Origin of the sequence: Candidatus Paraluminiphilus aquimaris (assembly GCF_026230195.1) — a bacterium.
GTDB classification, from domain to species: Bacteria; Pseudomonadota; Gammaproteobacteria; order Pseudomonadales; family Halieaceae; genus Luminiphilus; species Luminiphilus aquimaris.
On sequence record NZ_CP036501.1, the window covers coordinates 2,642,943 to 2,665,920 of the forward strand.

The window sequence follows — 22,978 nt, forward strand, 5'->3', positions numbered from 1 at the left end:
TCACTGCCGTATGTACATTTTAAGCCGCGAAAGTTTAATCGTCGGCATGACGCACAGCAAGGTGAGGCAGGCCATAAATGGCCTGCTTATAGTCAAAATTTGTTCAGTAACGTGACAGCGACCGCCGCCACCAAGAAATTTATCGCTTTGAGAACTGCGGACGACGACGTGCTTTGCGAAGACCTACTTTCTTTCGCTCGACTTCACGCGCATCGCGCGTCACAAACCCTGCAGCACGGAGCGTAGCGCGAAGTGACTCATCGTACTCGAGCAACGCACGTGTCAATCCGTGACGAATCGCACCTGCCTGGCCAAAACTACCGCCACCGGCAACCGTGATGTTCGCGTCGAATTTTTCCACTGTTTCAGTCAGTTCGAGCGGCTGTCGCACGATCATTCGCGCAACTTCGCGACCGAAGTATTCATCAATACCGCGACCATTGATTGTGATGCTTCCGTTACCACCCTTTAGGAAGACACGAGCTGTTGATGTCTTGCGTCGACCGGTGCCGTAATACTGTGCAACTGCCATTATGTAATCCTTAAACTGTCAGCGTCTGAGGCTGCTGAGCCGTGTGTGGGTGCGAAGGCCCTGAGTAAACTTTCAACTTTTTGAACATGGCACGACCCAAGGGGTTGCGTGGCAACATGCCTTTTACCGCTCGCTGAAGAACTCGCTCAGGCGCGCGATCAATGAGCTTCTCAAAACTAAATGACTTTAAACCACCGGGGTAACCGGTGTGATGGTGATACATCTTGTCTGTCGACTTAGCGCCGGTAACGCGAATTTTCTCGCAATTTACAACCACGATATAGTCGCCCATATCCATGTGCGGCGTGTACTCAGGCTTATGCTTACCACGCAGACGATGCGCTATCTCAACCGCCAAACGCCCAAGAGTCTTGTTTTCTGCGTCTACAACGTACCAATCGTGATGTACGTCGCTTGCTTTCGCACTGTAAGTTTTCATGCAATCGCCCACTAGGCCTGATTTAAAGGAGCGCGGAGATTACAGTAGCGGGCTCCGGCTTTCAATAGAAAAGCAACGTTAAGGTAGATGTTCTCGGCCCAAATATTCCACAGATTGCATCTCAATCAGTCGAGACAGTGTGCGCTGGAACTCAAAACCCAGCTTCTTCCCCGAATACAGGCTTGCCATAGGTCGCTCAGCCACCAGAGCAACTTTAATATTTCGATCATAAAACTCATCGATGAGCGTTATAAATCGACGAGCGCCATCCTCAATCTCCGGAGTAAGCTCCGGCACGTTATCGATCAGAACGGAATGAAACTCCTTTGCCAGCTGAGTGTAGTCAGCGGCTGCGCGCGGCTCGAGACAAAGCGTTTTAAAATCTGCGAGCAAGACCCCTTCCGACACCCCCAGCGTTTGTAACGTGCGATGATTAACAACAAGCGCGCTGGGTACTGGGTGCTTACCGCCGCTTAAATCCGAAAAAAGCGTCTGAAGTATCTCTGACGCTTCTTGTGACATAGACTCATGAGTCCCGACAAAATAAAGCTCTGACTGGCTCAATACTCTCAGCCGGTAATCGATACCACTGTCGACATTGAGAACGCGCGTGTTGGCCTCTACCGCCTTAATCGCGGGAATAAAGCGCGCTCTCTGCAATCCATTTTCATACAACCCTTTGGGCGCGATGTTAGACGTTGCGACCAAGCAAATACCGCGATCAAAAAGCTTTTGCATTAGGCCTCCGAGTAACATGGCATCACCAATATCACTGACATAAAACTCATCGAAGCACAGAACAAGGGTCTCACTGGCAATTCGATCAGCCACAATATCCAATGGATTTTTCTCGCCGGACAAATCGGTGAGATCAGCGTGAACACGCTGCATAAACCGATTGAAGTGCATTCGTGACTTCTGCTTGAAATCAAGCGCGTCATAGAATGAGTCCATCAGATACGTTTTGCCACGTCCGACGCCACCCCACATGTAGAGACCCTGAACGGACGGCGTTGCCTTACTGTTAAACAGCTTAGCGATGAATGTTTTTTTCTCTGCTCGTCTCTGATTTAAGCGGTCAAAGACATCTTGTAACGCATCGACCGCTTGCGCTTGGGCCTCGTCCGACACGATGACGCCAGCAGCGAGATCTGATCGGTAGCGTTCTTGGGGCGTAGGCGTCATGAAAGCATTTTCTTTGTTGGCACGAGGATAAAAGGCGCGACTCTATCGCCTGCTGATATATACGACAAGAATCGGTTTAGGATGACGACTATTTTCACTGGCTAAGCGCGCAACAACCATGCACCATTGAGGTAAAGTAAAAGTCACTTCAGATGGGGGATAGTGATGGAAACGACGGCGACTACCTTGGGCTACTTTCTGTTGGTCGGATTTGCCGTGGGTTTAGCTGCGGGCTGGTGGGCGGCGACGCAACGAAAAGACAACAATGATGACGTGATCAATGAACTCCGTGATGAAGTTGAGGCCGCTAAAGCGGCGCACCGCAGTTATGAGCAATCGGTAACAAGTCATTTTGCTAACACTGCGCAATTACTTCATCGCATGCAGGACGACTATCGGTCTATTTACACGCACATTGCCTCAGGTGCACAGGAATTGTGCGATGCCGACGTTGCGAGCCAACTTGATGATACGAAGCTGGTAGGCAGCGCCTTCGATTTGGCTGACCATCTGGTTGATCCGGCCCAACCACTGGATTACGCGCCAAAGAAAAACCCCGACGAGGCAGGCCAACTTTCGGAAGAATTTGGCCTAGAAAGAGCGTTCAAACCGAACGTCGGGTAAGCCACTCCGAGTAGGCGCGTTTGAGCGGCCAGTGCAGCGAGTATTGCTTCCCGCAAAACCTCAAGCTGGGCTGTAAATGTCGACAAACTCGTGATCGATGCCAAACATCTCAGCGAGCCAATTGCCGACCGACTGCACGCCGAATCGCTCCGTAGCGTGGTGACCGGCCGCGATGAAGGCAATGTCGCGCTCACGGGCCACATGAATAGTTTGCTCAGACATTTCGCCTGTGATGAACAAGTCAACGCCCGCGTCGGCCGCGTCATCAATATAGCCTTGCCCGCCACCCGTACACCAAGCTACCGAGGTGATCGACTTGCGGTCATCCCCAACTGTCACAACGGATCGATCGAGGCAACGTGACAGCTGAGCTGTAATGTCAGAAAGCGACTGGCTCTTTTCGTACTGGCCTGTGAAAACCGGGTAGCTCACGTCAGTCGCCTTTAAGCTACGCCACGAGGGCATCGCCAATGCGCGTCCCAAACCCGCATTGTTACCGAGCGTAGCGTGATTATCCAAGGGCAAATGATAGGCAAAAAGATTGACCTCCGCCTGAATCAATGCCCGTATTCGACGCCCTTTCATCCCTACCAAACAGGGATCTTCACCACGCCAAAAATACCCATGATGCACAAGCACGGCGTCGGCGTTTAGCTCGATCGCCCTATCGATGAGTGCCTGTGATGCGGTGACACCCGAGACGAGACGCGAGATAGTAGCACTGCCCTCAACTTGCAAGCCGTTTGGACAATAGTCGACAAACGCGGCGCTGTTCAGCTCGGCATCCAAAGCCTGTTTCACTTGATCTCTGTCAGCTGACACACTCAAACCCTCAATCCACTGGCGTGATTCAACATTATACGCTGACTTTCATTTACACTAGTGAGGAAAATAAAAGGAGCTTAAGCGTGCGGGAGTGGTTTGCACAGTTGGTATGGCCTGCGCTCGTGGGCGTATTAGCCGCTGTCATTTTGCTTAACTTAGAGTGGCTGGAGCTTCCAGGCGATAGGCAGGGACCCGCGTCCTACAGTGATGCCGTTGCCGTTGCGACGCCATCCGTCGTGAACATTTACACCGCAAAACTGGTTGCCGAAAAGACTCCGGTATTCAATGCCCCACTGCTTCGTCGCTACACCAACCGCGGCGAGCGTCAGCCCCGTGTCGAGCGCTCCCTAGGGTCCGGTGTGATCATGAGCCAGGACGGTCACATCATTACAAACCAACACGTAATCGACGGTGCTCAGTCGATACAAATACTTCTATCTGACGGTCGACGAGCCAGTGCTTCGGTAGTCGGCATTGACCCAGACACTGATCTCGCACTTCTCAAAACGGAGCTAACAGGACTCTCGGCTATTAAAACAGCCGACTCTGACGCGATTAAAGTCGGCGATGTCGTTATGGCAATTGGCAACCCTTTTGGTTTTGGTCACTCCGTCACGCTGGGCATCATCTCCGGACTCGAGCGTTATGGCCTCCAACTGTCTGCCTATGAAAGCTACATTCAGACCGATGCTGCCATTCACTTGGGAAACTCAGGAGGCGCCCTGATTGACTCAGAGGGACGCCTCGTGGGGATTAACACCCTCATTTACACCGCTGCACCTGATCAGAGTAATGATTCGAGCGGAATCGGCATCAACCTGGCAACGCCAAGCAATCTCGTCAATACGGTTATTTCAGATCTTATCGAGTACGGCGCGGTCATCCGAGGCTGGCTCGGCGTGGAAGTCGATCTGCTCCTCGGCCTCGATGATCAGGGTCGTACTACACAATCGTTGCTCGTTACTGAAACCGCGGCAGGCGGCCCAGCAGAGCGCGCGGGCATTCAAGTTGGCGACTTAATCGTAGCGCTTGATGGGGCAGACGTGAGCGATGCGCGAGAGGCCATGCAAATGATCGCCCGCCTTCGACCCGGAGATCGTGTGTTAGTTGGACTGCAGCGTCAGGATCAACGGCTTGACGTTGACGCGATCGTCGCCACGCGCCCTACTAATTAATTTAGTTTGGGTCCTCTACCCGTATCCGCGCGGCCATCGCATGGGCTGCAAGCGACTCCCCATCAGCAATGGTGCCCGCCACTTCAGCCAGCGCTTTTGCCCCTTGAGAATTCACATCGATAATCGATGTCCGAGTTTGGAAGTCATAAACACCCAGTGGTGATGAGAAGCGTGCTGCACCTGACGTAGGGAGTACGTGATTGGTACCCACGCAGTAATCACCCAATGACTCAGAGCTGTAGGCCCCCAAGAAGATGGCACCGGCATGAGTAATATGTGGAAGCAATTGATCCGCATCCCGCACAGCCAACTCCAAATGCTCAGGAGCAAATAGGTTCGATAACCGCGCCGCACGCTCAAGATCCTCGACAACGATGAGCGCGCCACGATTCTTCAACGACGCTTCAATGACTGAGCGTCTGGGCATAGTGGGTAAAAGAGCGTCAATGGCCTCCGCTACGGCATCCAGGTAGGCGTCATTCGGTGAAATACAGACTGCCTGAGCCACTTCATCGTGTTCCGCTTGCGACATGAGATCAAGAGCAATCCACTTAGGATCAACCGAACCATCGGCGATCACGAAAATCTCCGAGGGCCCCGCAATCATGTCGATGCCCACTTTGCCAAATACCTGTCGCTTTGCTTCCGCCACAAATCGATTGCCTGGCCCCACGATTTTATCAACGGCCTTGATGCTCTCCGTGCCATACGCGAGTGCTGCCACAGCCTGAGCGCCGCCAATGGTGACCACCCTATCGACCCCAGCCATGGAGGCGGCAGCCATCACGAGCGGATTTAACTTACCGCCCGGGGTTGGTGCCACCATCGTGACATCAGGCACACCAGCCACCTTTGCCGGGATAGCATTCATGAGAACCGACGAGGGGTAACTGGCTTTGCCGCCGGGCACATAGAGACCCGCGCTGGACATCGCGAGTATCCGCTGCCCTAGACGGCTTCCATACTCGTCCTCGATCGACCAATCTTGAATAAGCTGCTGCTGATGGTAACGCTCAATGCGCGCAGCGGCGGTCTTGAGCGCAGATCGCTCAGCGTCACTGATTCGCTGTTCAAATTCGGATAGTCGCTGTTTATCGAAGATCAAGTCAGACATATCCGTGACGGCATGATCGTCGAGAGACTGCGTCAGCTCAATAATCGCGGCATCGCCTCGCTCTCTAATACGCCCAATAATCTCACTAACCGTGGTCACAAGCCCGGGATCAATCACCTCCATGGGCGCTTGAAGCGCTGCTATCTGCGCGTCGAAGTCGGGTGCATCGCTGCTTAGTCGGCGAATGTCAGACTTCATTTCTCAGTCCTTCGGAGCGCAACAGCATCCGAAATAGACTCAAGCAAAGTCGAAATAATCGGGTTCCGGGTACGCATTGACGCTTTGTTCACGATGAGCCGTGACGATATATCAGCGATGTGCTCACGTGGCACCATGCCATTGGCTTTTAAGGTATTGCCCGTGTCGACGATGTCAACGATTTCATCAGCTAGCCGCATAATGGGCGCCAACTCCATGGCGCCGTAAAGCTTGATGATGTTGGGCTGCAGACCACGCAGGGAATAGTGCTCTCGAGCGACGTTGACAAACTTGGTAGCCACCCGGATTTTTGCCGCTGTTTTTTGCTGCGCGCCATCAATACCAGCGGTCATCAATCGGCAACGCGCAATCTCGAGATCCAGTATCTCGTAAAGCCCCTCGTCACCAAACTCCATCAAAATGTCTTTTCCAACAACGCCCATGTCCGCCGCACCGTGCCGAACGTAAGTCGGCACATCTGACCCACGCAACAACACGAATTTCACAGACTCGTGCGTCGTTGGGAAAATGAGCTTCCGACTGGTTGCAATGTCATCGAGAGGCACGATTCCTGCCCCCTCAAACAAGGGCAGAGTTTCTTTGAGTATTCGGCCTTTTGTCAGGGCAATTGTGAGCGTATCCGCTTCGCTAGGCATCAATCACCTCATTTTCCGGACGATGTCAGCGCCCACTGATTGAAGTTTCTCTTCGATACGCTCGTAACCACGGTCTATGTGATAAATGCGATCTACCCGCGTCTCCCCTTGTGCAGCAAGACCTGCGATCACCAAACTGGCTGATGCTCGAAGGTCTGACGCCATAACAGGCGCTCCGCGAACCTCTTCCTGCCCCTGAATGATAACGGAATGTCCATCGATGGCGATGTTGGCGCCCATACGCGACATTTCCTGAGCATGGATTAAACGATTCTCAAAAATTGTTTCTGTAATGCGGGCAACCCCGTCAGCAAAGAGATTAAGTGCTGTAAATTGCGCCTGCATGTCCGTTGGAAACCCCGGATAAGGCGCCGTTGTAATGTTCACGGCACGAGGCCGCTTACCGCGCATGTCAGCTTTAATACAGGTGCCTTCCACCTGCACATCAACGCCGGCCTCACGCAGCTTATCCAGCACAAGCCCCAAGTGCTCAGCGTCTGCACCGTCAACAGTAATACAACCCCTCGTTGCAGCGGCCGCAACGAGATAGGTCCCTGCCTCAATGCGATCTGGCATAACGGTGTACTGACACGAATGCAGGGTCGAGACGCCTTGTATTGTGAGCGTATCGCTGTCGTCACCGGAAATCACAGCACCCATAGAACGCAAAAACTTAACAAGATCGGTTATCTCTGGCTCTCGCGCTACGTTACGCAGAATCGTCTCGCCATCCGCAAGCGCAGCAGCCATCAATAGGTTCTCAGTTCCCCCAACGGTCACCGTCTCAAAGGTGAAATCACATCCGCGCAATCCGTCTTCTGTGGTAGCAACGATATACCCGTCGCGCACGTCAATCTGCGCACCCATTGCCTCAAAGCCCTTCAAATGGAGATCGACGGGACGACTTCCAATGGCGCAACCACCGGGGAAAGAGACTTCCGCACGCCCAAACCTTGCGAGCAAAGGACCCATCACCAAAATCGAGGCGCGCATCGTCTTCACCAATTCATAGGGCGCTCTGCGACTGTTCAAGTGTTCAGCCGATATGCAAAGAACGCCCGACTCATCAACAGCGGCCTCAACACCCAAGGCGCCAAGCAGCTCGATCATCGTGGTGACATCGTTAAGATGAGGAACGTTAGACACTCTCAACGTTTCAGAGGTCAGCAAGCTCGCCGCAAGAATAGGCAGTGCCGCGTTTTTTGCGCCAGAGATAGCCACCCGACCCTGCAGTGGCTTACCACCGCGAATGACAAAATAATCCACGTTAGAAATTCCGCGTCAGGGTGTTTTCGCAATGATATTGACAGCGTGAAGCTCACCGGATCGAATGAACTCATTCAAAGGGGCGTAAACTTTTTGCTGGCGTGCCACTGGCCTAAGCCCCTCAAAGATCTCACTGACAACCGTTATCTGGCAATGTGAACCATCAAGCTGAATATCAATACTCGCCCCGGGGAATGCGCTCTCGAGCGCATGGGTAATCGTTGTCTCATTCATCATCGAGGTCCTCTGGTAAATTCGCCGCAACGTCCCACTCGGCTACAACGGTGCCGACATTACCCTGCGCCGCCTTCGCGGCCGACGCGAATTGATTCTGGTAAATCTGGCCCAAGTTAATGTCTTCGACAATTAAGTTACGAAGACGCCATGTGCCGTCACGCCGCTTGCCCATTTGATAGCGCACCGTGTAGGTTCGATCGCCCGAGCCGTACACCAGCTGTGTAACCGAAGCCGAGCGAGCGCTCGGGTCAATATCATCTCCATCAACGATTTCGAACTTTGACCCACTAAAGGCCAATAAGCCCTTCGCGTAAGTCCTGATCAATCCCGATTTAATGATGCCTGTAAAGGTTTCAAGCTGCTCACGGAGTGCCTTCTTACCCTCTGCGTCTAGGCGCTTGTATCGCGCATTCGACGCGTATTCACCCATCACGCCTTTGGCAAAACCCCGCCAGTCGATGGTGGCATCGAGCACCTCGCCTATTTCCCTGTAGAAACGGTCGGGATCTTCATCGAAGTACTCGGGCGCACCATCAATAATGGTCATGATCTGGCTCGTGGTAAATTCGATGATCGGCTTAGGTGCCTTATCATTGACTTCAGCTGTGCTCGATAACGCGAGCCCCATGAGGATAAATGCGGTGAACCCTTTACCGAATAACGCCGAGATTTTCATAATGTTCCTTTCTAACCCGCCTTTACCGGGATGATCGCGCCTGTCTCAGCGTTAAGTGTCGTTCTAACGCCGACGAGATCGAGTATGATAACCGATCGCTTGGATTCCGCAGCGAGTTTTAACGATCAAGGTGTACCATTACCCAAATGTTAGACATGTTTTTTATAGTTGCTGGGCTAATCGGGCTCGTTTGGAGTTCGGATAAGTTTGTTGATGGCGCCGCAGCAATCGCTAGATGGGCGGGGCTGTCGCCCTTACTCATCGGCTTGACCATCGTCTCACTCGGCACTTCGGCGCCTGAGATCGTCATCTCAATCATAGCGTCGCTCTCAGGCTCAGGTGAATTGGCCGTGGGTAATGCGCTTGGATCGAATATTGCCAATACCGGATTGGTTCTGGGCGTCACGCTGATCATTAAGTCGATGGCTGTTGAGGCCTCAGCAATCCGAAGAGAACTCCCTCAAATGATGGGCGCCACGCTACTCGCAGGTGCACTGCTCGCTGATGGCGAGCTCTCACTTTTGGACGGCACCGTATTGCTAAGCGCGCTCACTCTATTTCTGTTTCTATTGTCTAAACGTGGACCCGGCAAGGAGACCACGGCCGTCGAGGCAGGAGCAGCATCGGCTGGGCTGGCATGGCTCAAATTTTTGGGCGGGCTCGTGCTGCTCGTCATCTCATCGCGAGTTTTGGTCATAGGCGCGGTGAATGTTGCCACCGCTTTGGGCGTATCTGAGCTCATTGTCGGGCTGACGATTGTGGCCATCGGGACCAGCCTACCTGAGCTTGCAGCTTCCGTAGTGAGTGCCGTAAAAGGACACGCTGATATGGCGATCGGCGCCATACTGGGCAGTAATATTTTTAACCTCCTCATCGTACTCCCTATTCCAGGGCTTTTAGGTCCGCTAGCGCTAGACGCCAGCGTGTATTACCGAGACTGGCTTTACACCGCTTTTACGGCCTCACTGCTCGCGCTTTTTATGTGGCAGGCTCAACGTAGCGCTAGCCGGCATCAAGAAGCCAGCGGTGAACTCAGTCGTTTCGCTGGTGTCGTATTACTGGGTACGTATATAACCTATCTTGGCATTTTGATAACGGCTCCGGACCTCGCAGGGTAACTATGACTCATCAACCCATACGTTCGTCAATCGACTCGGCACTGAGAACCATCGATATTGAGATGAGGGCGGTGGACGCTCTCAAATCCCGCATCGACGAGGACTTTGCCGAGGCTGTTAGCATTCTCGCCGCAGCTAATGGCAGAGTCATCGTGAGCGGTATGGGTAAAAGTGGACATATCGGTAGCAAAATCGCGGCGACCTTGGCCAGCACCGGCACCCCAGCTCAGTTTGTTCACCCAGCCGAGGCCTGCCACGGTGACATGGGAATGATTACACAGAGCGATGCTGCTTTGCTCATGTCTAACAGCGGAACAACCAGTGAAGTGACGGCCCTGCTTCCGATGCTTAAGCGCCTAGGGATACCCATTATTGCCATGACCGGAAACCCCGACTCACTCCTGGCAACCGCTGCAGACATTCACTTGAATATAAGTGTCGATGAAGAAGCGTGCCCGCATGATCTTGCACCCACCGCAAGTACCACAGCCAATCTCGTCATGGGCGACGCTTTGGCTGTCGCGCTACTTGAGCACAAGGGTTTCACAGCAGAAGATTTTGCCTTTACTCACCCGGGTGGGGCGCTAGGGCGTCGGCTTTTAACTCGCGTCTCAGACCTTCAAGTTACCGGGGCTGACATTCCTCAGGTTGCTCCGTCAACATCCTTAGCGGATGCGCTGATGGTTATCTCGGCTAAGGGGTTAGGAATGTCCACCGTGACCGATGATAACAATGCGCTACTCGGTATCTTCACGGATGGCGACTTGAGACGGGTACTTGAGCAAGGTCACGACTTAAATAAGACCGAGGTCGGTAGTGTCATGTCACACGGTGCAAAGACAATCGACTCAGATGCACTTGCGGCTGAGGCGGTTAAACGCATGGAATCAGACGGAATCAGCGCACTCGTGGTCACGGATAAAACGGGCGCCGTGACGGGCGTGATCCATCTCCTCGCGCTGTTAAGGGCCGGTATCGTATGAGCGAAAGTAGCCCGATAAAACTTTTGGTTCTGGATGTTGACGGCGTGATGACCGACGGCAAAGTCACCTACACGAGTGATGGCCAGGAACTCAAGTCGTTTAATATTAAAGATGGTGTAGGAATAAAACGCGTGCAACAAGCGGGCATTCAAACCGCCATTATTACCGGTCGGGTATCGCCCATGGTGGCGCGAAGAGCCACAGAGCTTGGTATTCATCATGTGATTCAGGGCCGTGAAGACAAGCTGACCGCGCTCAAAGAACTCCTTCGGTCAGTGGCAATTGAGCTTCACGAAGTGGCCTACATGGGCGACGACTTACCGGACATTGATGCTATTGCCAGCACAGGAATGGGTGCTTGCCCCAAAAACGCCGTCCCGGCAGTTGTCTCCAAAGCAGATTGGGTCGCATCACTTAATGGGGGCGAAGGCTGCGTTCGCGAATTCTGTGATTATCTACTCGGTGATGTCACCCCGTGAAATGGAGTATTAGCGGCGCTCTGCTTGGCGTCATGGCCGTCTTGCTGATTTTTGCGCGTCTCGAAAACGAAGCCCCAACGAGTTTGGAGGCGCGAAAGTTGATCTCCACGGAGCTGAATAATTTAGAACTTATTCGCTACGATACTTCGGGCCGCAAACTAGAGACAAGCCATGCCGACCACGCAGTCCAACTTGAAGGGGATTCACAGATGTTGATGGGCGGTCTTCACGTTGAACGCGAGGACGAGCAAGGGGTGCGCTGGCAACTAGAGGCACCGCGCGGACTTTCGAGATTAAGCGATGACACCCTTACGCTTACAGGCGGCGTAATTGTAACCCGGGGAGCCGACGTCACGCTTGAGACCGACGAGCTCACCATTGATGCAAACACCCATCTCGCGTCATCATCGTCTCAAGCGAGCATAATTAGCGCGAGAGGTATAACAACCGGCTCTCAACTGCAGATTGATTTTCGCGGCGGAACCGCAAAGTTGCGGGGGGATGTCGCGTCCAGCTTTAGTAAAGGAACCAGCGAAAAGTGAATTGTGAGTATCCCCTAGGGACCAGATTAATCAGCGTCTTGCTGGCGATACTGCTGGCCACCAGCGCAATCGGCTCCTTCGCAAACGATGCCGATCAACCGATTGAAATATCGGCAGATCAGGTGACACGCGAGGAGCCATCAGGCCTGACAACATACCGCGGTTCCGTAGAGCTTCGCCAAGGCTCGCTTGAGATCAAGTCAGAGCGGTTGGTCTTTTCATTTGATGACAAAGGCGCGTCGATCATTACCGCCACGGGCACGCCTGCAACGCTGAAGCAAACCCCGAGTGACCGTGAGACGCCGATCAACGCGCAAGCCAATGCCATCGAATATCAAGAGACAAAAGACCGCATTCGCCTAATTGGTGAGGCGCGAATACTTCAAGACGGTGCGGTGATAGAGGGCAGCACAATAGAGTACATTGTTAGTTCGCAGCGTGTCATCGCCGCGGGATCGCCCAGTGGAAAAAAGCCTCAACGCGTGAAAGTAACCATCCCACCGAACTCGCTTAGGGAGAATCCAGGTCGTGACTGAGGTTCTCACTGCAAAGGGTCTGGCCAAGTCATATCGTGGCCGCCGTGTCGTTAACGGTATGTCAATGTCGGTAAACGCCGGCGAGATTATTGGACTCCTAGGACCCAATGGCGCAGGAAAAACCACTTGCTTCTACCTCATGGTCGGCTTGGTTGCGACCGATGAGGGGCGCATCACACTCTGTGGTGAAGATGTCACTGCGCTGCCCATTCATCTAAGAGCAAGACAGGGTTTGGGCTACCTCCCTCAAGAGGCCTCAATTTTCCGTCGACTTTCCGTCGAAGACAACCTGATGGCCATTATCGAAACCCGAGATGACTTAACGGTGACCGAACAACAAAACCTTTGTGACGAGCTTCTTCACGAGTTTCACATCACGCATCTTCGATCATCACTTGGTCAAAGTTTGTCGGGAGGTGAGCGGCGTCGAGTGGAGATCGCCCGCGCACTCGCAACGGACCCAAAGGTCATATTATTAGATGAGCCATTCGCCGGTGTAGACCCCATATCCATATCGGACATAAAAGCAATTATCACCCACCTTCGAGACCGGGGGATCGGGGTATTAATCACAGACCACAACGTCCGCGAAACACTCGACATCTGCGAGCGGGCCTACATAGTTAGTGAGGGAAGTGTGATTGCTGAGGGCGACGCACAAAGCATTCTCGACAATGCGAACGTCCGTAAAGTATACCTCGGCCAGGACTTTCGGCTGTAAGTTCTCGCTGCGTACAACGAACATAGCAATGTAAGCAAAAGGTAGGCCAAGCGGTTTGCCTTTGTTGAAATGAAAGCGCTAAACTGTCTATCCAATGGCTTCTCAAAGAGATTCATGAAGCAAGCTCTGCAGTTAAAGCTCGGTCAACAACTAACGCTGACACCTCAGCTGCAGCAAGCTATTAAGCTCCTTCAACTCAGCACACTCGATCTTCAGCAAGCCATCACCGAAACGCTTGAGAGCAATCCACTTCTCGACGAAGAGGAGGGTTCCAATGAAGCGCCGCTTGAGACGGATGTTAAAGAGCAAGTCGACTTTTCCGACACCACTTCCGAGGATCTCCCTTCAACCGAGCTTCAAGTAGACGCGGCCTGGGAAGATGTCATGCCCTCTTCCGCACCTGCGGCCACGCAGGGCGCCGGCGGCGAGGATCTGAACTTTGGTGAGCGTGACTCGTCACCCGAAACATTGCAGTCGCACCTACTTTGGCAACTCAATCTCACACGCTTTTCCGAAACAGACCGCGCCATCGCGCTCGCCTTCATCGATGCGGTTGATGATGACGGAAGGCTGACACAAACAGCTGAGCAAATTTTTGAAGGGCTGAACATCGATGAACTAGAGTTTGAAGAGGTAATGGCTGTACTGCACCGTCTTCAACACTTTGAGCCAACCGGTGTTTTCGCGACGGACTTACAAGAGTGTCTCCTCATTCAGCTAAGGCAGATGAGTGAAGAGACGCCGCATCGCGATACTGCCGGTATGATGGTTAGGCGGCACATCGAGCAAATTCCTGTGGCTGAGCCGAAACACTTAGCACGGAGGATGCGGACCACGCCTGAGGACATTATCGGCGCGCTAAATCTAATACGCTCATTGAATCCAACCCCCGGCGCGTCGCTTCAAGCCTCTGCAACTGAATACATTGTTCCCGACGTGTTTGTTAAGCGTGTTGAAGGAAAATGGCGAGTCGAATTAAACCCCGACATAGCGCCAAAACTACGAATCAATCATCACTACGCGGAATTGCTAAACGCGGGAACGAGCTCCGACCGAGATTACGCAAGAAACAACGTTCAAGAAGCAAAATGGTTTATCAAGAGCCTATTGAGCCGAAATGAGACGTTGCTAAAAGTGGCCTCTTCGATTGTGCAGCATCAGCGTGCTTTCCTCGATCACGGGGAAGAAGCAATGCGCCCCTTAATATTGGCGGACATTGCCGGAGAGGTGGACTTACATGAGTCCACTGTCTCTCGGGCAACGACACGCAAGTACATGCATACGCCCCGGGGTATTTATGAGTTGAAATACTTCTTTTCAAGTCATGTTGCCACCACCGAGGGTGGCGAGTGCTCGTCAACTGCAATCAAAGCATTGATCAAACGAATCATTGGCGCAGAGAACTCGCAGAAGCCATTGAGCGATGCAAAGCTGTGCACACTTCTCGCTGATGAAGGCGTAGTGGTGGCACGGCGCACGGTCGCAAAGTACCGAGAACAAATGAATATAGGCCCCTCAAACGAAAGGAAGCGTTATATCTAATTGTTGAACCATTACAGGAGAATCATCATGAGAGTGACTATTAGCGGACACCACGTCGACGTAACAGATGGCTTACGAGAGCATATTTCGAGGAAATTACGACGGGTACAGCGGCACTGTGACAGCATTGACCATATAGAGTTCGTTCTTGTTGTGGAACGCGCTGAACATAAAGCTGAAGCTAATTTACACCTTGCTGGGGCTGACTTTTTTGCTTCGCAGACACTCTCTGATATGTATCCCGCGATAGACTCTGTTATCGAAAAATTAGATCGTCAGGTAACCGATCACAAGAGAAAGCATCGGACCCACTAGCACTAGAAGGTGAGTGTCATCGCGCAAGTTTGGCGCTTAAGCGACCGCTGCGGCGACGGACCGTAGCAGCGAGTTATCAAGGTTTACCGAGTAACGAGGGAAAAACGGCAAACTCGTCATGCACATTATTATCGTAAGTGGCAGCTCCGGATCAGGCAAAAGCTCAGCGTTAAATCAGCTGGAGGACATGGGTTTCTACTGTGTGGATAACCTACCTGTCACGCTCGTTGAATCCCTCATAAAACACTTCGAGGAAGCGCCCTCGTCGGCCTACACAGGCCTTGCCATCTGTATCGATATTCGCACAGAGGATGCGGGCGTTAACGACTTACGCGACTTTTTAAAAGGGCTCAGAGAAAAAAACACTTTCGAGCTCATCTTTTTCGACGCGACCGCGCAAGCTCTGAGTAAACGCTTTAACGAAACCCGGCGCAAACACCCCCTAAGTGAAGACGGCTTACCGCTGACGGATGCCCTCGCTATCGAACGGATCATTCTAGAGCCGCTAATCTCTGCCGCTGATTTGATTATCGACACCTCGGAAATGTCACCCTACAACCAACGCGAAGTGATGCAGCAGCGGTTTGGGAAAGCCCGCTCGGGTATGGCTATCAGCATCGAATCTTTTGGATTCAAAAAAGGCGCGCCGTTAAACGCCGATATTGTGCTCGATATGCGCATGCTAGCCAATCCACATTGGGAGCCCGAGCTCAGAGCGTTTACGGGTCAGGCGCTGCAAGTAAAGCAATTTATTGAGGCGCATCCGGAAACGGATACCGTGGCAAATGATTGTATTAGCATGCTACTCAAGTGGGTTCCGCTTTACCAAAAAAGCCAGCGCGCTTATCTGACGATTGCTGTTGGTTGCACGGGTGGGAAGCACCGGTCGGTGTACATGACAGAGCGAATTGGCGAAGCTCTCTCGCGGCAATTTGAAGGTGTCTCGGTCACTCACAGAGATATGCCTAAAAGCTAGCAAACTCCGGGACTGGTATTTGTTCGCACCACACGCTGCGAAAGCCTCAAGCGATGTTACTCTTGCGCGCAGTCGGGAGGATCTCACATGGTAGATATCAGTGCACAGGCGAGTCCAGCAGTGACGCGTGTCGCTGATGCCCTGCGCTCGGGTGCCCTGCCCGACGTCGCTGCCTACCTTCCCGATATGTCGCCGGGAGATATCGCCTACCTTATTAGCGCCTCACCGCCTGCGACGCGGCATGAGCTATGGTCACTGCTGGACCATGAGCAAGAAGCCGATGTCCTCAACGAACTACCCGATGACATCAGGAACCATTTCCTCGCAGATCTGCAACCGGAAGCCGTCGCGGAAATTATTGTCCAGCTAGACGACGATGACGTTGCGGACATTCTTCATGAGCTGCCGCAAGCGGAAACCGACCTCATTTTAGACTCATTGACGACGGATGATCGTGAGCGATTTGAGACGGCGCTGAGCTACCCCGACGATGTCGCCGGGGGTCTTATGAGTACGGATACGCTTACCATCCGACCCGATCTCACCATGGATGTTGTTCTTCGCTACCTGAGACGGCACACGCGATTACCGGAAAACACGGACAGCCTTATTGTGGTGAGTCGTGAAGACAAATATGTGGGCCTTTTACCGGTTCGCACACTGCTTGTATCGGATCCGTCGGCGTCAGTTCGCGAGATGATGAAGACGGAGCGCGAACCGCTCGACGCAATGACCTCAGCCGATGAGGTGGCACGTCGATTTGAGCGCAATGACTGGATTTCGGCACCGGTAGTTGACCCACAAGGAAAGTTAATCGGTCGTATTACGATCGATGACGTGGTCGACGTGATCCGCGAGCAGGCCGATCACAGTCTGGCTGTAATGGCCGGCTTAGGAGACGGAGACGCCTTCACTCCCGTCCTCCAAACGGCACCTCAGCGCGCTGTTTGGCTGGCGGTCAATTTATTGACCGCTATTTTGGCGGCCTCGGTCATAAGTTTGTTCCAAGCAACCATCGAAAAAGTCGTGGCCCTGGCTGTGTTGATGCCTATCGTCGCGTCCATGGGCGGAATTGCTGGCACCCAAAGTCTTACAGTTCTCATTCGGGCAATGGCGATGGGCCAAATTAATGATCGCACTGAAATTTGGCTGGTTCGCAGAGAAATACTCGTCTCAGCGCTCAATGGTCTTATTTGGGCATTTGTCATGGCACTCGTCACCACCTATTGGTTCGATGACAGCACTCTAGGCCTCATTATCGCCTTTGCAATTATCGTTAATTTACTCACCGCGGGTATTGCTGGAGCCTCGCTACCACTGCTCTTGGAGCGACTCAAGATTGATCCCGCGCTCGCCGGTGGTGTCATCCTCACCACCGTAACCGATGTGGTTGGCTTCTGGGCATTCTTGGGTCTGGCCGCGTATTTTTACGGCTAAGCAAGGGTTAACCAATATGAACGATGATGATTTATGGGACGGGGACGATGCGTTGGCACCCGAGAGTAAGAGTTCTCGGAAGCGCCAAATGCATGCTCTTCAAAATCTCGGTGAGGCGTTGGTCGGTCTGACCAGCACGCAACTCGCAAAGCTCGATTTGGACAACGAGCCCCTATTAGAGGCCATCGAACTCGCGCAACGTATCAACCACCACAGTGGCAAGCGACGACAAATGCAATACATTGGCAAGCTCATGCGCTCTGCCGACTCCGAGCGCATTGCCCAATCCCTCGACGCGCTTCATGAAGGTAGTCGCAAAGAAAAAGCCCGTGAGCATATGATTGAAGCGGCACGAAGCGCACTCATCTCACGCGGCGATGACGCGCTGCAGGAGGTGCTTGCGATATGGCCGAACGCTGACCGCCAAATGCTGAGGCAGCTCAGTCGAAGCGCCATCGATGAGCAGAAGAAAGCATTACCACCCACTTCCGCGAGGAAGTTATTTCGCTACTTGCGATCGCTTCCCGAGTCAGACTCAGAAGACTGATCCCGCTCGAGCGAGCCCAACTTCTCGGCAGATCGCCGCGCATCAAACACGCGCAAAAATTTCACCTCAGGCGTATCCAAAGGCCCCGTGACGGAGTAAACACCACTGGAGAGTCGCGTCACCTGGTCTTCAAAAACTCGACTCGCGAGATAAGCACCCGCTGCAATAGGTAATCCGCCTGCGAGCGCCGCCACCCAAGGGATGTTCTCCACCAGCGGCAAGGTAACGGTTAGCTCAGCATCAATCACCTCGCTGGCAATATCGAAGTTACCACCCAAATCTAACCGACCACCGCCGTTTCTAATGGAAAACTCATTGATCATCACGCGCTCACCATCGAGCGCCAAATCCCCTTTTGCTTTGTCAAAGGTCAATCCGGGATCGAAGAGCTGATTAACATTGGCGCGCTGCACTAAGCCCGCAAGATTAAAAACACTGATAAAGCGGAGAGGTCCGGTTGCCTGGGAAGAGACGGGCAAAAAAGAGCCCTTATTTAATTCCAGCTTCACGTCACCATAGAGGCGGCCCAGCGCAACATCTAAAGGCGAACCTGCCCAAGAAAGACTGCCCGTCACCGACCCTGAAGCAAAATCAACGACCGAATCAGTATTGACGACAGACAGTGTCGACGCGGCAGGGCCAAGCTGGAAATCAATCGAAGCTGAGGTTGCGGCGCCCTCTCCCAGAGTCCAGTCAACCTGATTTTTCTCACCGAGCGTCACACCGTCGATGATACCGTTGATGGAGGTTAAACTAATAGACTCAGGCGCAGCGTCCACCTCAAAACCGAGCGACCCCAAGTCTTTACCGTCGCGCAAAATCGTATCAACAGCCACTGACAGGTGCGGCAGGTCAGGCCCGATAGTTAACCCGTCGCGTTGACGAGTAAGTGTTTGATCTGTGAACTGAGGGAGTCGATCCAAATCAAGTTCCGTAATCTTCGTACTGAGCAGATTATCGGCAGGGTCGTAGTTGAGACGCCCGGATACAAAGTCGCTCACCAACTCCACGTCAAACCCGCGGCTGTTGGAGCGTCCGCTTGTTTTGACGCCGAGCAAGTCGCCGGCGCCCAACTGCACTCGATCAATCTCTAACGCCTGCCATTGAGCGTTGAAGCCACTCTCGGTGCCAGACAACTCAAACTGAGTGATCACATCGCTCCACGCCAGCAAGTCCAGTTCGGAAAGTCGCCCCCCCACTTCAAGAGTGTTTGACGCAAGTGCTTTAGCACGTACTGACGCATTGTCTAGCGCGCCGCCACCAATACGGGCAATTCCAGACCAGCCTTCGACCTTGCGCGCTGCGTAACCGGTCAGTACGTCACCATAAGTAAAGGCAAGGTCAGATGCGTCAGACAGATCAAGATCCACACGCAATGGGAGAGGTGCCTCGCGCTTCTTATCAAAAGGCGCAGGCAACGTACTCTCAAAACCTGTCAGCTCCGATACTGCCTGAAGACGTACGCCGTCTCCCGCCTGCATGGCAATCGAGAATTCCGACCTCCCCGATAGCCACGTATCGGGTATCTTGAGGCTCGCCAAGGAGGAAAGATTTGAGACGGATAAGTTGGCGCGCGTAGATAATGAGAAGCCGACTTTGCTCAAGCCCAGATCCACCGCCTGAGGATTTAGATCGAGGATGATTTCATCACCGAAAACCGTTCCCGACAGCGTTCCACCGGAGATCCCCTGGGGGTATTGATAGACGATATCCCCGTCGAGCTGAGTGACCGTTAGGGGCAGACCTGTGTACGAGAACCTCGCATCTGTGACCTCCCCGCGCGTTGTAATGCGTGGGATTCGAGGCGCACCCTTCATCGGTAAAGAGAGCTCAAATTGCGCCGTCATAGCACCTTGGGTTTCAAGACGACGCAATGCATCACCGACGCTATCGGGAACATAGGGTATCGATGCTATTTCTCGAATAGCGTTGGGCACTGAGCCTGCAACGTCCGCATGTGTTGTAAGCAATTGAATGCCGCCTACCCGCCCTACTTGTACGAGCGCTGAGGGCACCTCGAGCGTACCGACATCAGCTGAATCGAGATCAAAGGTCACCAGCGCATTGTCTACGGCAACGTGGCCTTTTAAATTTCTCGCCGGCGGTAAGCCCGGCATCAGCTGCACGGTATCGAGGTCTGCGAGAGCAGAAAGTTGAACGGACCTAAAAGGGTAATCCTCCTTGCGTAAGCCCCCTCGCAGGACAAAACCCACGCTCTTGGCAGCACCGGCGCCAATCGACGTTTGCATCCATCGATACGCCTCTGGGTCAATTTTATAGGGCGTGAACTTGAGCACCCTATCCGATGGCGCGCTTTCAGCGCCGAGTACAACATTTAACTCAGGAACAATTGAGCTATTCGCCCTAAGGGGCAAACTGGCAGAGATCAAACCCTGGGCAACAAAATCTCCAGCATCGCTGAGCACTCGACCGTCTCTGATCACGATGCGATCTCCGCTGATCAAGAAGTCGGCCAACGCTGAAACACTCCCAAGCGCCAATGGCTCCTTGAATTGAGTGGGTATCGAAAAAGAGAAGTCCTCGCTTTGTACTTGGATGGAGCCCGCGCCATTCTCATAGCCCACTGACGCAGATAAATTAGTGATCCCGGGCAACGGCGTATTTTCAATGATCCCAAAATTGCGAATGTCGATACCGGCTCGCTTAACAGCAAGTTGCCGATAATCTCCAGCCAGAGTTAACGCCGCGATCTGTCCTGAGGGTCGCATCACTTGGATTTTTTCAACTACATCCTCGGGTAGTAAGCCGGTGCCGAGAAGGGTCGCGGCCGCCGCGGCTACGTCAACGTCATTCATCACCAGCGCCCACTCGTCATCGAAAAGGCCCAGATGAAGGTTATCAAGCGATAACTGCGTTTCATCCAATGCAAGCGAGAGCGCATCGAAATTGAGCCAGGCACCTGAGCCCTCAGACTCGGCAACGCCAAGTACCGACAACGCAATCTCATTTGACGAATTGGCTCCGGTCTCTACAGAGACGTTACCGTCAGCCTGAAACGTAGAGGTAAATACACCGTTGGCGGCATCAGTCCAAAAGAGAATATCGCCGCGGCCGGATATTGGCATATCAAAAAACGAAGCCATCGCAGCGATATTAGCTGCCGTGATTCGACCGTTTATGCCACCCACGAAGCCTCTTAGATCAAACGGATCACCCACACCCGATCCGCTGGCATTGATTCTTAGATCACCATCCCCTCTCGCGCTGAGCTGCAATTCGCGCGAGCTTCCGTCTCGCCTTAGGTCCAGATCCACCTCGAGTAAGAGCCTGTCCTCCTCCTCACCTTGATCCCGCAGCAGGAGGACTTTTGTGTTTTGTAAGGTAAGCCTCTCGATTTCACTGGCGAAAACACCCGGATCGATAGGGATCACAATACTCCCCGCCGAGTTTTCTAACCTTGCAGGAATATCAACGTCTCGCGCTTTCCACTCGGACAAAATCAACTGACGCTGCAGTAGGCTTCGCCATGGGTTTACCGTGATCTGAAGCTCATCAGCCTGAAAGACGGGCGCGTTTTGCGTGGCGTCTTGGTAAATAACCACATCAGTGACTTTCAGCTTGGGCCGAAAGCCTGACATCTCGCCTTCCAAAGACCCAATATCAGCGCGAAAGCCCGTTCGGGCTTCTATCGCCTCGGTCACGGCATCGTTTACCGAGGGCAGCATCGATAGGAGAACTGTTGTCGAACTGACTGCAATCGCGAGCCCCACCAGAAGCGTCAGCAGCGTGCGCCAAAGAAGCCCACTGATAAAATGATAGATCCGCTCAATCATCCCAAATACTCAGACGTGTCTGAACACCTGCGACATCCAAAAGCTCTTTTGTTTCGGATAGCGGTAAACCCACTACGGCGCTGTAGCTCCCCTCGAGACGCCGAACAAAAGCACCGGCGAGTCCTTGAATAGCGTAGGCGCCGGCTTTGTCCCAGGGCTCATCAGTCGCAAGGTAGGCCTCAATAAGGGAATGCTCGAGCTCGGTAAAGGTTACTCGCGTATTGGACAGTCTCGTTTCCAGATTCCCATCAACCATGATCGCTACCGCTGTCATCACATTATGAGTTTGACCGCTCAACGCTCGTAACATTCCCCGTGCATCGTCAATGGATACCGGTTTTTGCAAAATTTTGTCCGACGAAACCACAATCGTGTCAGATCCAATTACTGCGCTCTCATGCGCGGTTACTGCGCGCGCTTTTTCTATCGCCATCCGTAAAACATAGTCTTCAGGCCCTTCACCTGAAAAAGGGGTTTCATCAATATTGGCGGCAAGACAATCAAAATCTTGGACAAGCACCGAGAGTAGCTCCTGTCGCCTTGGACTCGCGCTTGCAAGTATGAGTCTCATAAAAGACGCCCAAGTCTAAATCTAATGAGATCTAGACCATTGCAAAACGGCCTCCAAAGCAGTGCCGAGACACCCGCTGAAATCAGATAAGACAGCCCACTGGACGACACCCCTATAAGCGATAAGGTCAACCGGTGAAGCGCCAAATAAATCCCCATGAGAAGGAAAATCAGTAGTGACTGGGATATCCCATCGAGCTGTCTAATCGTATGGATATTTCCCAACAACACGTATGCAACAAGTGACATGCCGATCGATGCACTTCCAATAAAACTGCCCTCTACCAAGCTCACAAGCGCACCGACGAAGAAAGCAAACACCATCCCAAATCTTGCGGGTGAGGCCACAATCCAATAACAGGCACAAAGCTCAATAATGCGGGGGAGCCATGCGCCAACTGCTGGATAATAAAACGCTTGTAACAGCACAACGACAACAACGAGGGAGCAAACCATCGAGCCATAGACGTTCCGCTGGTCCATCATGCTAA

Annotated in this window: 25 protein-coding genes; 13 read left to right on the plus strand and 12 right to left on the minus strand. The window is 53.0% G+C overall.

Annotated elements, in window-relative coordinates:
- Nucleotides 1–139 precede the first annotated feature (139 nt).
- The 3 genes from rpsI to zapE form a co-directional block, all read right to left on the minus strand.
- Nucleotides 140–532, minus strand: a complete 393-nt coding sequence (gene rpsI / locus E0F26_RS12115) for a 30S ribosomal protein S9 (RefSeq protein WP_279241923.1) — start codon at nt 530–532, stop codon at nt 140–142.
- Nucleotides 533–542: 10 nt separating this feature from the next.
- Complete coding sequence (rplM, locus tag E0F26_RS12120) at nt 543–971, minus strand: 50S ribosomal protein L13 (protein ID WP_279241924.1); 429 nt, start codon at nt 969–971, stop codon at nt 543–545.
- Nucleotides 972–1,049: 78 nt separating this feature from the next.
- On the minus strand, nt 1,050–2,156 hold the full coding sequence (gene zapE, locus E0F26_RS12125; protein WP_279241925.1) for a cell division protein ZapE: 1,107 nt from the start codon (nt 2,154–2,156) through the stop codon (nt 1,050–1,052).
- Between the two features lie 165 nt (nt 2,157–2,321).
- Between zapE and E0F26_RS12130 the strand changes: the two genes are divergently transcribed.
- Entirely contained in the window at nt 2,322–2,780 is a 459-nt protein-coding gene (locus E0F26_RS12130; protein ID WP_279241926.1) for a Z-ring associated ZapG family protein, read from the plus strand.
- A 60-nt stretch (nt 2,781–2,840) separates the two neighbouring features.
- Here the strand turns inward: E0F26_RS12130 and E0F26_RS12135 are convergent, their stop codons facing one another.
- Nucleotides 2,841–3,602: a Nif3-like dinuclear metal center hexameric protein gene (locus tag E0F26_RS12135; protein WP_279241927.1), complete on the minus strand. Its 762-nt coding sequence runs from the start codon at nt 3,600–3,602 to the stop codon at nt 2,841–2,843.
- Between the two features lie 86 nt (nt 3,603–3,688).
- On the opposite strand from E0F26_RS12135, the gene E0F26_RS12140 reads away from it, so the two are divergent.
- A complete protein-coding gene (locus E0F26_RS12140; protein ID WP_279241928.1) occupies nt 3,689–4,780 on the plus strand; it encodes a S1C family serine protease in 1,092 nt (363 codons plus the stop codon).
- 1 nt (nt 4,781) lies between these two features.
- On the opposite strand, the gene hisD is transcribed toward E0F26_RS12140, so the two are convergent.
- The 5 genes from hisD to E0F26_RS12165 are packed head-to-tail and all read right to left on the minus strand — an operon-like array spanning nt 4,782 to nt 8,927.
- A complete protein-coding gene (hisD, locus tag E0F26_RS12145; protein ID WP_279241929.1) occupies nt 4,782–6,092 on the minus strand; it encodes a histidinol dehydrogenase in 1,311 nt (436 codons plus the stop codon).
- Nucleotides 6,089–6,748, minus strand: a complete 660-nt coding sequence (gene hisG / locus E0F26_RS12150) for an ATP phosphoribosyltransferase (RefSeq protein ID WP_279241930.1) — start codon at nt 6,746–6,748, stop codon at nt 6,089–6,091. Before hisG ends, hisD begins: the two co-directional genes overlap by 4 nt.
- Before the next feature lie 3 nt (nt 6,749–6,751).
- The gene (gene murA / locus E0F26_RS12155) at nt 6,752–8,014 is read right to left on the minus strand and encodes a UDP-N-acetylglucosamine 1-carboxyvinyltransferase (RefSeq protein ID WP_279241931.1); all 1,263 of its coding nucleotides are present in this window, start codon (nt 8,012–8,014) and stop codon (nt 6,752–6,754) included.
- A 15-nt stretch (nt 8,015–8,029) separates the two neighbouring features.
- Nucleotides 8,030–8,251 (minus strand): BolA family protein, encoded by a 222-nt coding sequence (locus tag E0F26_RS12160; protein ID WP_320416190.1) that lies wholly within the window; start codon nt 8,249–8,251, stop codon nt 8,030–8,032.
- Nucleotides 8,241–8,927 (minus strand): MlaC/ttg2D family ABC transporter substrate-binding protein, encoded by a 687-nt coding sequence (locus E0F26_RS12165; RefSeq protein WP_279241932.1) that lies wholly within the window; start codon nt 8,925–8,927, stop codon nt 8,241–8,243. The genes E0F26_RS12160 and E0F26_RS12165 overlap by 11 nt, the downstream gene beginning before the upstream one ends.
- Nucleotides 8,928–9,073: 146 nt before the next feature.
- Here E0F26_RS12165 and E0F26_RS12170 point away from each other — a divergent pair, with 146 nt between their 5' ends.
- From E0F26_RS12170 to yjgA, 11 genes are all read left to right on the plus strand, one after another.
- Nucleotides 9,074–10,045, plus strand: coding sequence for a calcium/sodium antiporter (locus E0F26_RS12170; protein WP_279241933.1), 972 nt, complete (start codon nt 9,074–9,076; stop codon nt 10,043–10,045).
- 2 nt (nt 10,046–10,047) lie between these two features.
- The gene (locus E0F26_RS12175) at nt 10,048–11,028 is read left to right on the plus strand and encodes a KpsF/GutQ family sugar-phosphate isomerase (protein ID WP_279241934.1); all 981 of its coding nucleotides are present in this window, start codon (nt 10,048–10,050) and stop codon (nt 11,026–11,028) included.
- On the plus strand, nt 11,025–11,507 hold the full coding sequence (locus tag E0F26_RS12180) for a KdsC family phosphatase (RefSeq protein WP_279241935.1): 483 nt from the start codon (nt 11,025–11,027) through the stop codon (nt 11,505–11,507). The genes E0F26_RS12175 and E0F26_RS12180 overlap by 4 nt, the downstream gene beginning before the upstream one ends.
- Nucleotides 11,504–12,049, plus strand: coding sequence for an LPS export ABC transporter periplasmic protein LptC (lptC, locus tag E0F26_RS12185; RefSeq protein ID WP_279241936.1), 546 nt, complete (start codon nt 11,504–11,506; stop codon nt 12,047–12,049). Before E0F26_RS12180 ends, lptC begins: the two co-directional genes overlap by 4 nt.
- Nucleotides 12,046–12,585: a lipopolysaccharide transport periplasmic protein LptA gene (gene lptA, locus E0F26_RS12190; RefSeq protein ID WP_279241937.1), complete on the plus strand. Its 540-nt coding sequence runs from the start codon at nt 12,046–12,048 to the stop codon at nt 12,583–12,585. Before lptC ends, lptA begins: the two co-directional genes overlap by 4 nt.
- On the plus strand, nt 12,578–13,306 hold the full coding sequence (gene lptB, locus E0F26_RS12195; protein ID WP_279241938.1) for an LPS export ABC transporter ATP-binding protein: 729 nt from the start codon (nt 12,578–12,580) through the stop codon (nt 13,304–13,306). The genes lptA and lptB overlap by 8 nt, the downstream gene beginning before the upstream one ends.
- Nucleotides 13,307–13,420: 114 nt before the next feature.
- Complete coding sequence (locus E0F26_RS12200; protein ID WP_279241939.1) at nt 13,421–14,848, plus strand: RNA polymerase factor sigma-54; 1,428 nt, start codon at nt 13,421–13,423, stop codon at nt 14,846–14,848.
- Nucleotides 14,849–14,875: 27 nt separating this feature from the next.
- On the plus strand, nt 14,876–15,163 hold the full coding sequence (gene hpf / locus E0F26_RS12205) for a ribosome hibernation-promoting factor, HPF/YfiA family (RefSeq protein WP_279241940.1): 288 nt from the start codon (nt 14,876–14,878) through the stop codon (nt 15,161–15,163).
- A gap of 118 nt (nt 15,164–15,281) precedes the next feature.
- On the plus strand, nt 15,282–16,139 hold the full coding sequence (gene rapZ / locus E0F26_RS12210) for an RNase adapter RapZ (RefSeq protein ID WP_279241941.1): 858 nt from the start codon (nt 15,282–15,284) through the stop codon (nt 16,137–16,139).
- 87 nt (nt 16,140–16,226) lie between these two features.
- Entirely contained in the window at nt 16,227–17,576 is a 1,350-nt protein-coding gene (gene mgtE, locus E0F26_RS12215) for a magnesium transporter (RefSeq protein WP_279241942.1), read from the plus strand.
- 16 nt (nt 17,577–17,592) lie between these two features.
- Complete coding sequence (gene yjgA / locus E0F26_RS12220; RefSeq protein WP_279241943.1) at nt 17,593–18,123, plus strand: ribosome biogenesis factor YjgA; 531 nt, start codon at nt 17,593–17,595, stop codon at nt 18,121–18,123.
- Here yjgA and E0F26_RS12225 read toward each other — a convergent pair.
- From E0F26_RS12225 to mreD, 3 genes are read right to left on the minus strand one after another with little or no spacing between them, the layout of a single operon-like run.
- Nucleotides 18,084–21,917, minus strand: a complete 3,834-nt coding sequence (locus E0F26_RS12225; RefSeq protein ID WP_279241944.1) for a YhdP family phospholipid transporter — start codon at nt 21,915–21,917, stop codon at nt 18,084–18,086. The two genes, yjgA and E0F26_RS12225, sit on opposite strands and share 40 nt — an antisense overlap.
- Nucleotides 21,910–22,488 (minus strand): Maf family protein, encoded by a 579-nt coding sequence (locus E0F26_RS12230; protein ID WP_279241945.1) that lies wholly within the window; start codon nt 22,486–22,488, stop codon nt 21,910–21,912. Before E0F26_RS12230 ends, E0F26_RS12225 begins: the two co-directional genes overlap by 8 nt.
- Nucleotides 22,485–22,973 (minus strand): rod shape-determining protein MreD, encoded by a 489-nt coding sequence (gene mreD, locus E0F26_RS12235; protein WP_279241946.1) that lies wholly within the window; start codon nt 22,971–22,973, stop codon nt 22,485–22,487. The genes E0F26_RS12230 and mreD overlap by 4 nt, the downstream gene beginning before the upstream one ends.
- Nucleotides 22,974–22,978 lie beyond the last annotated feature (5 nt).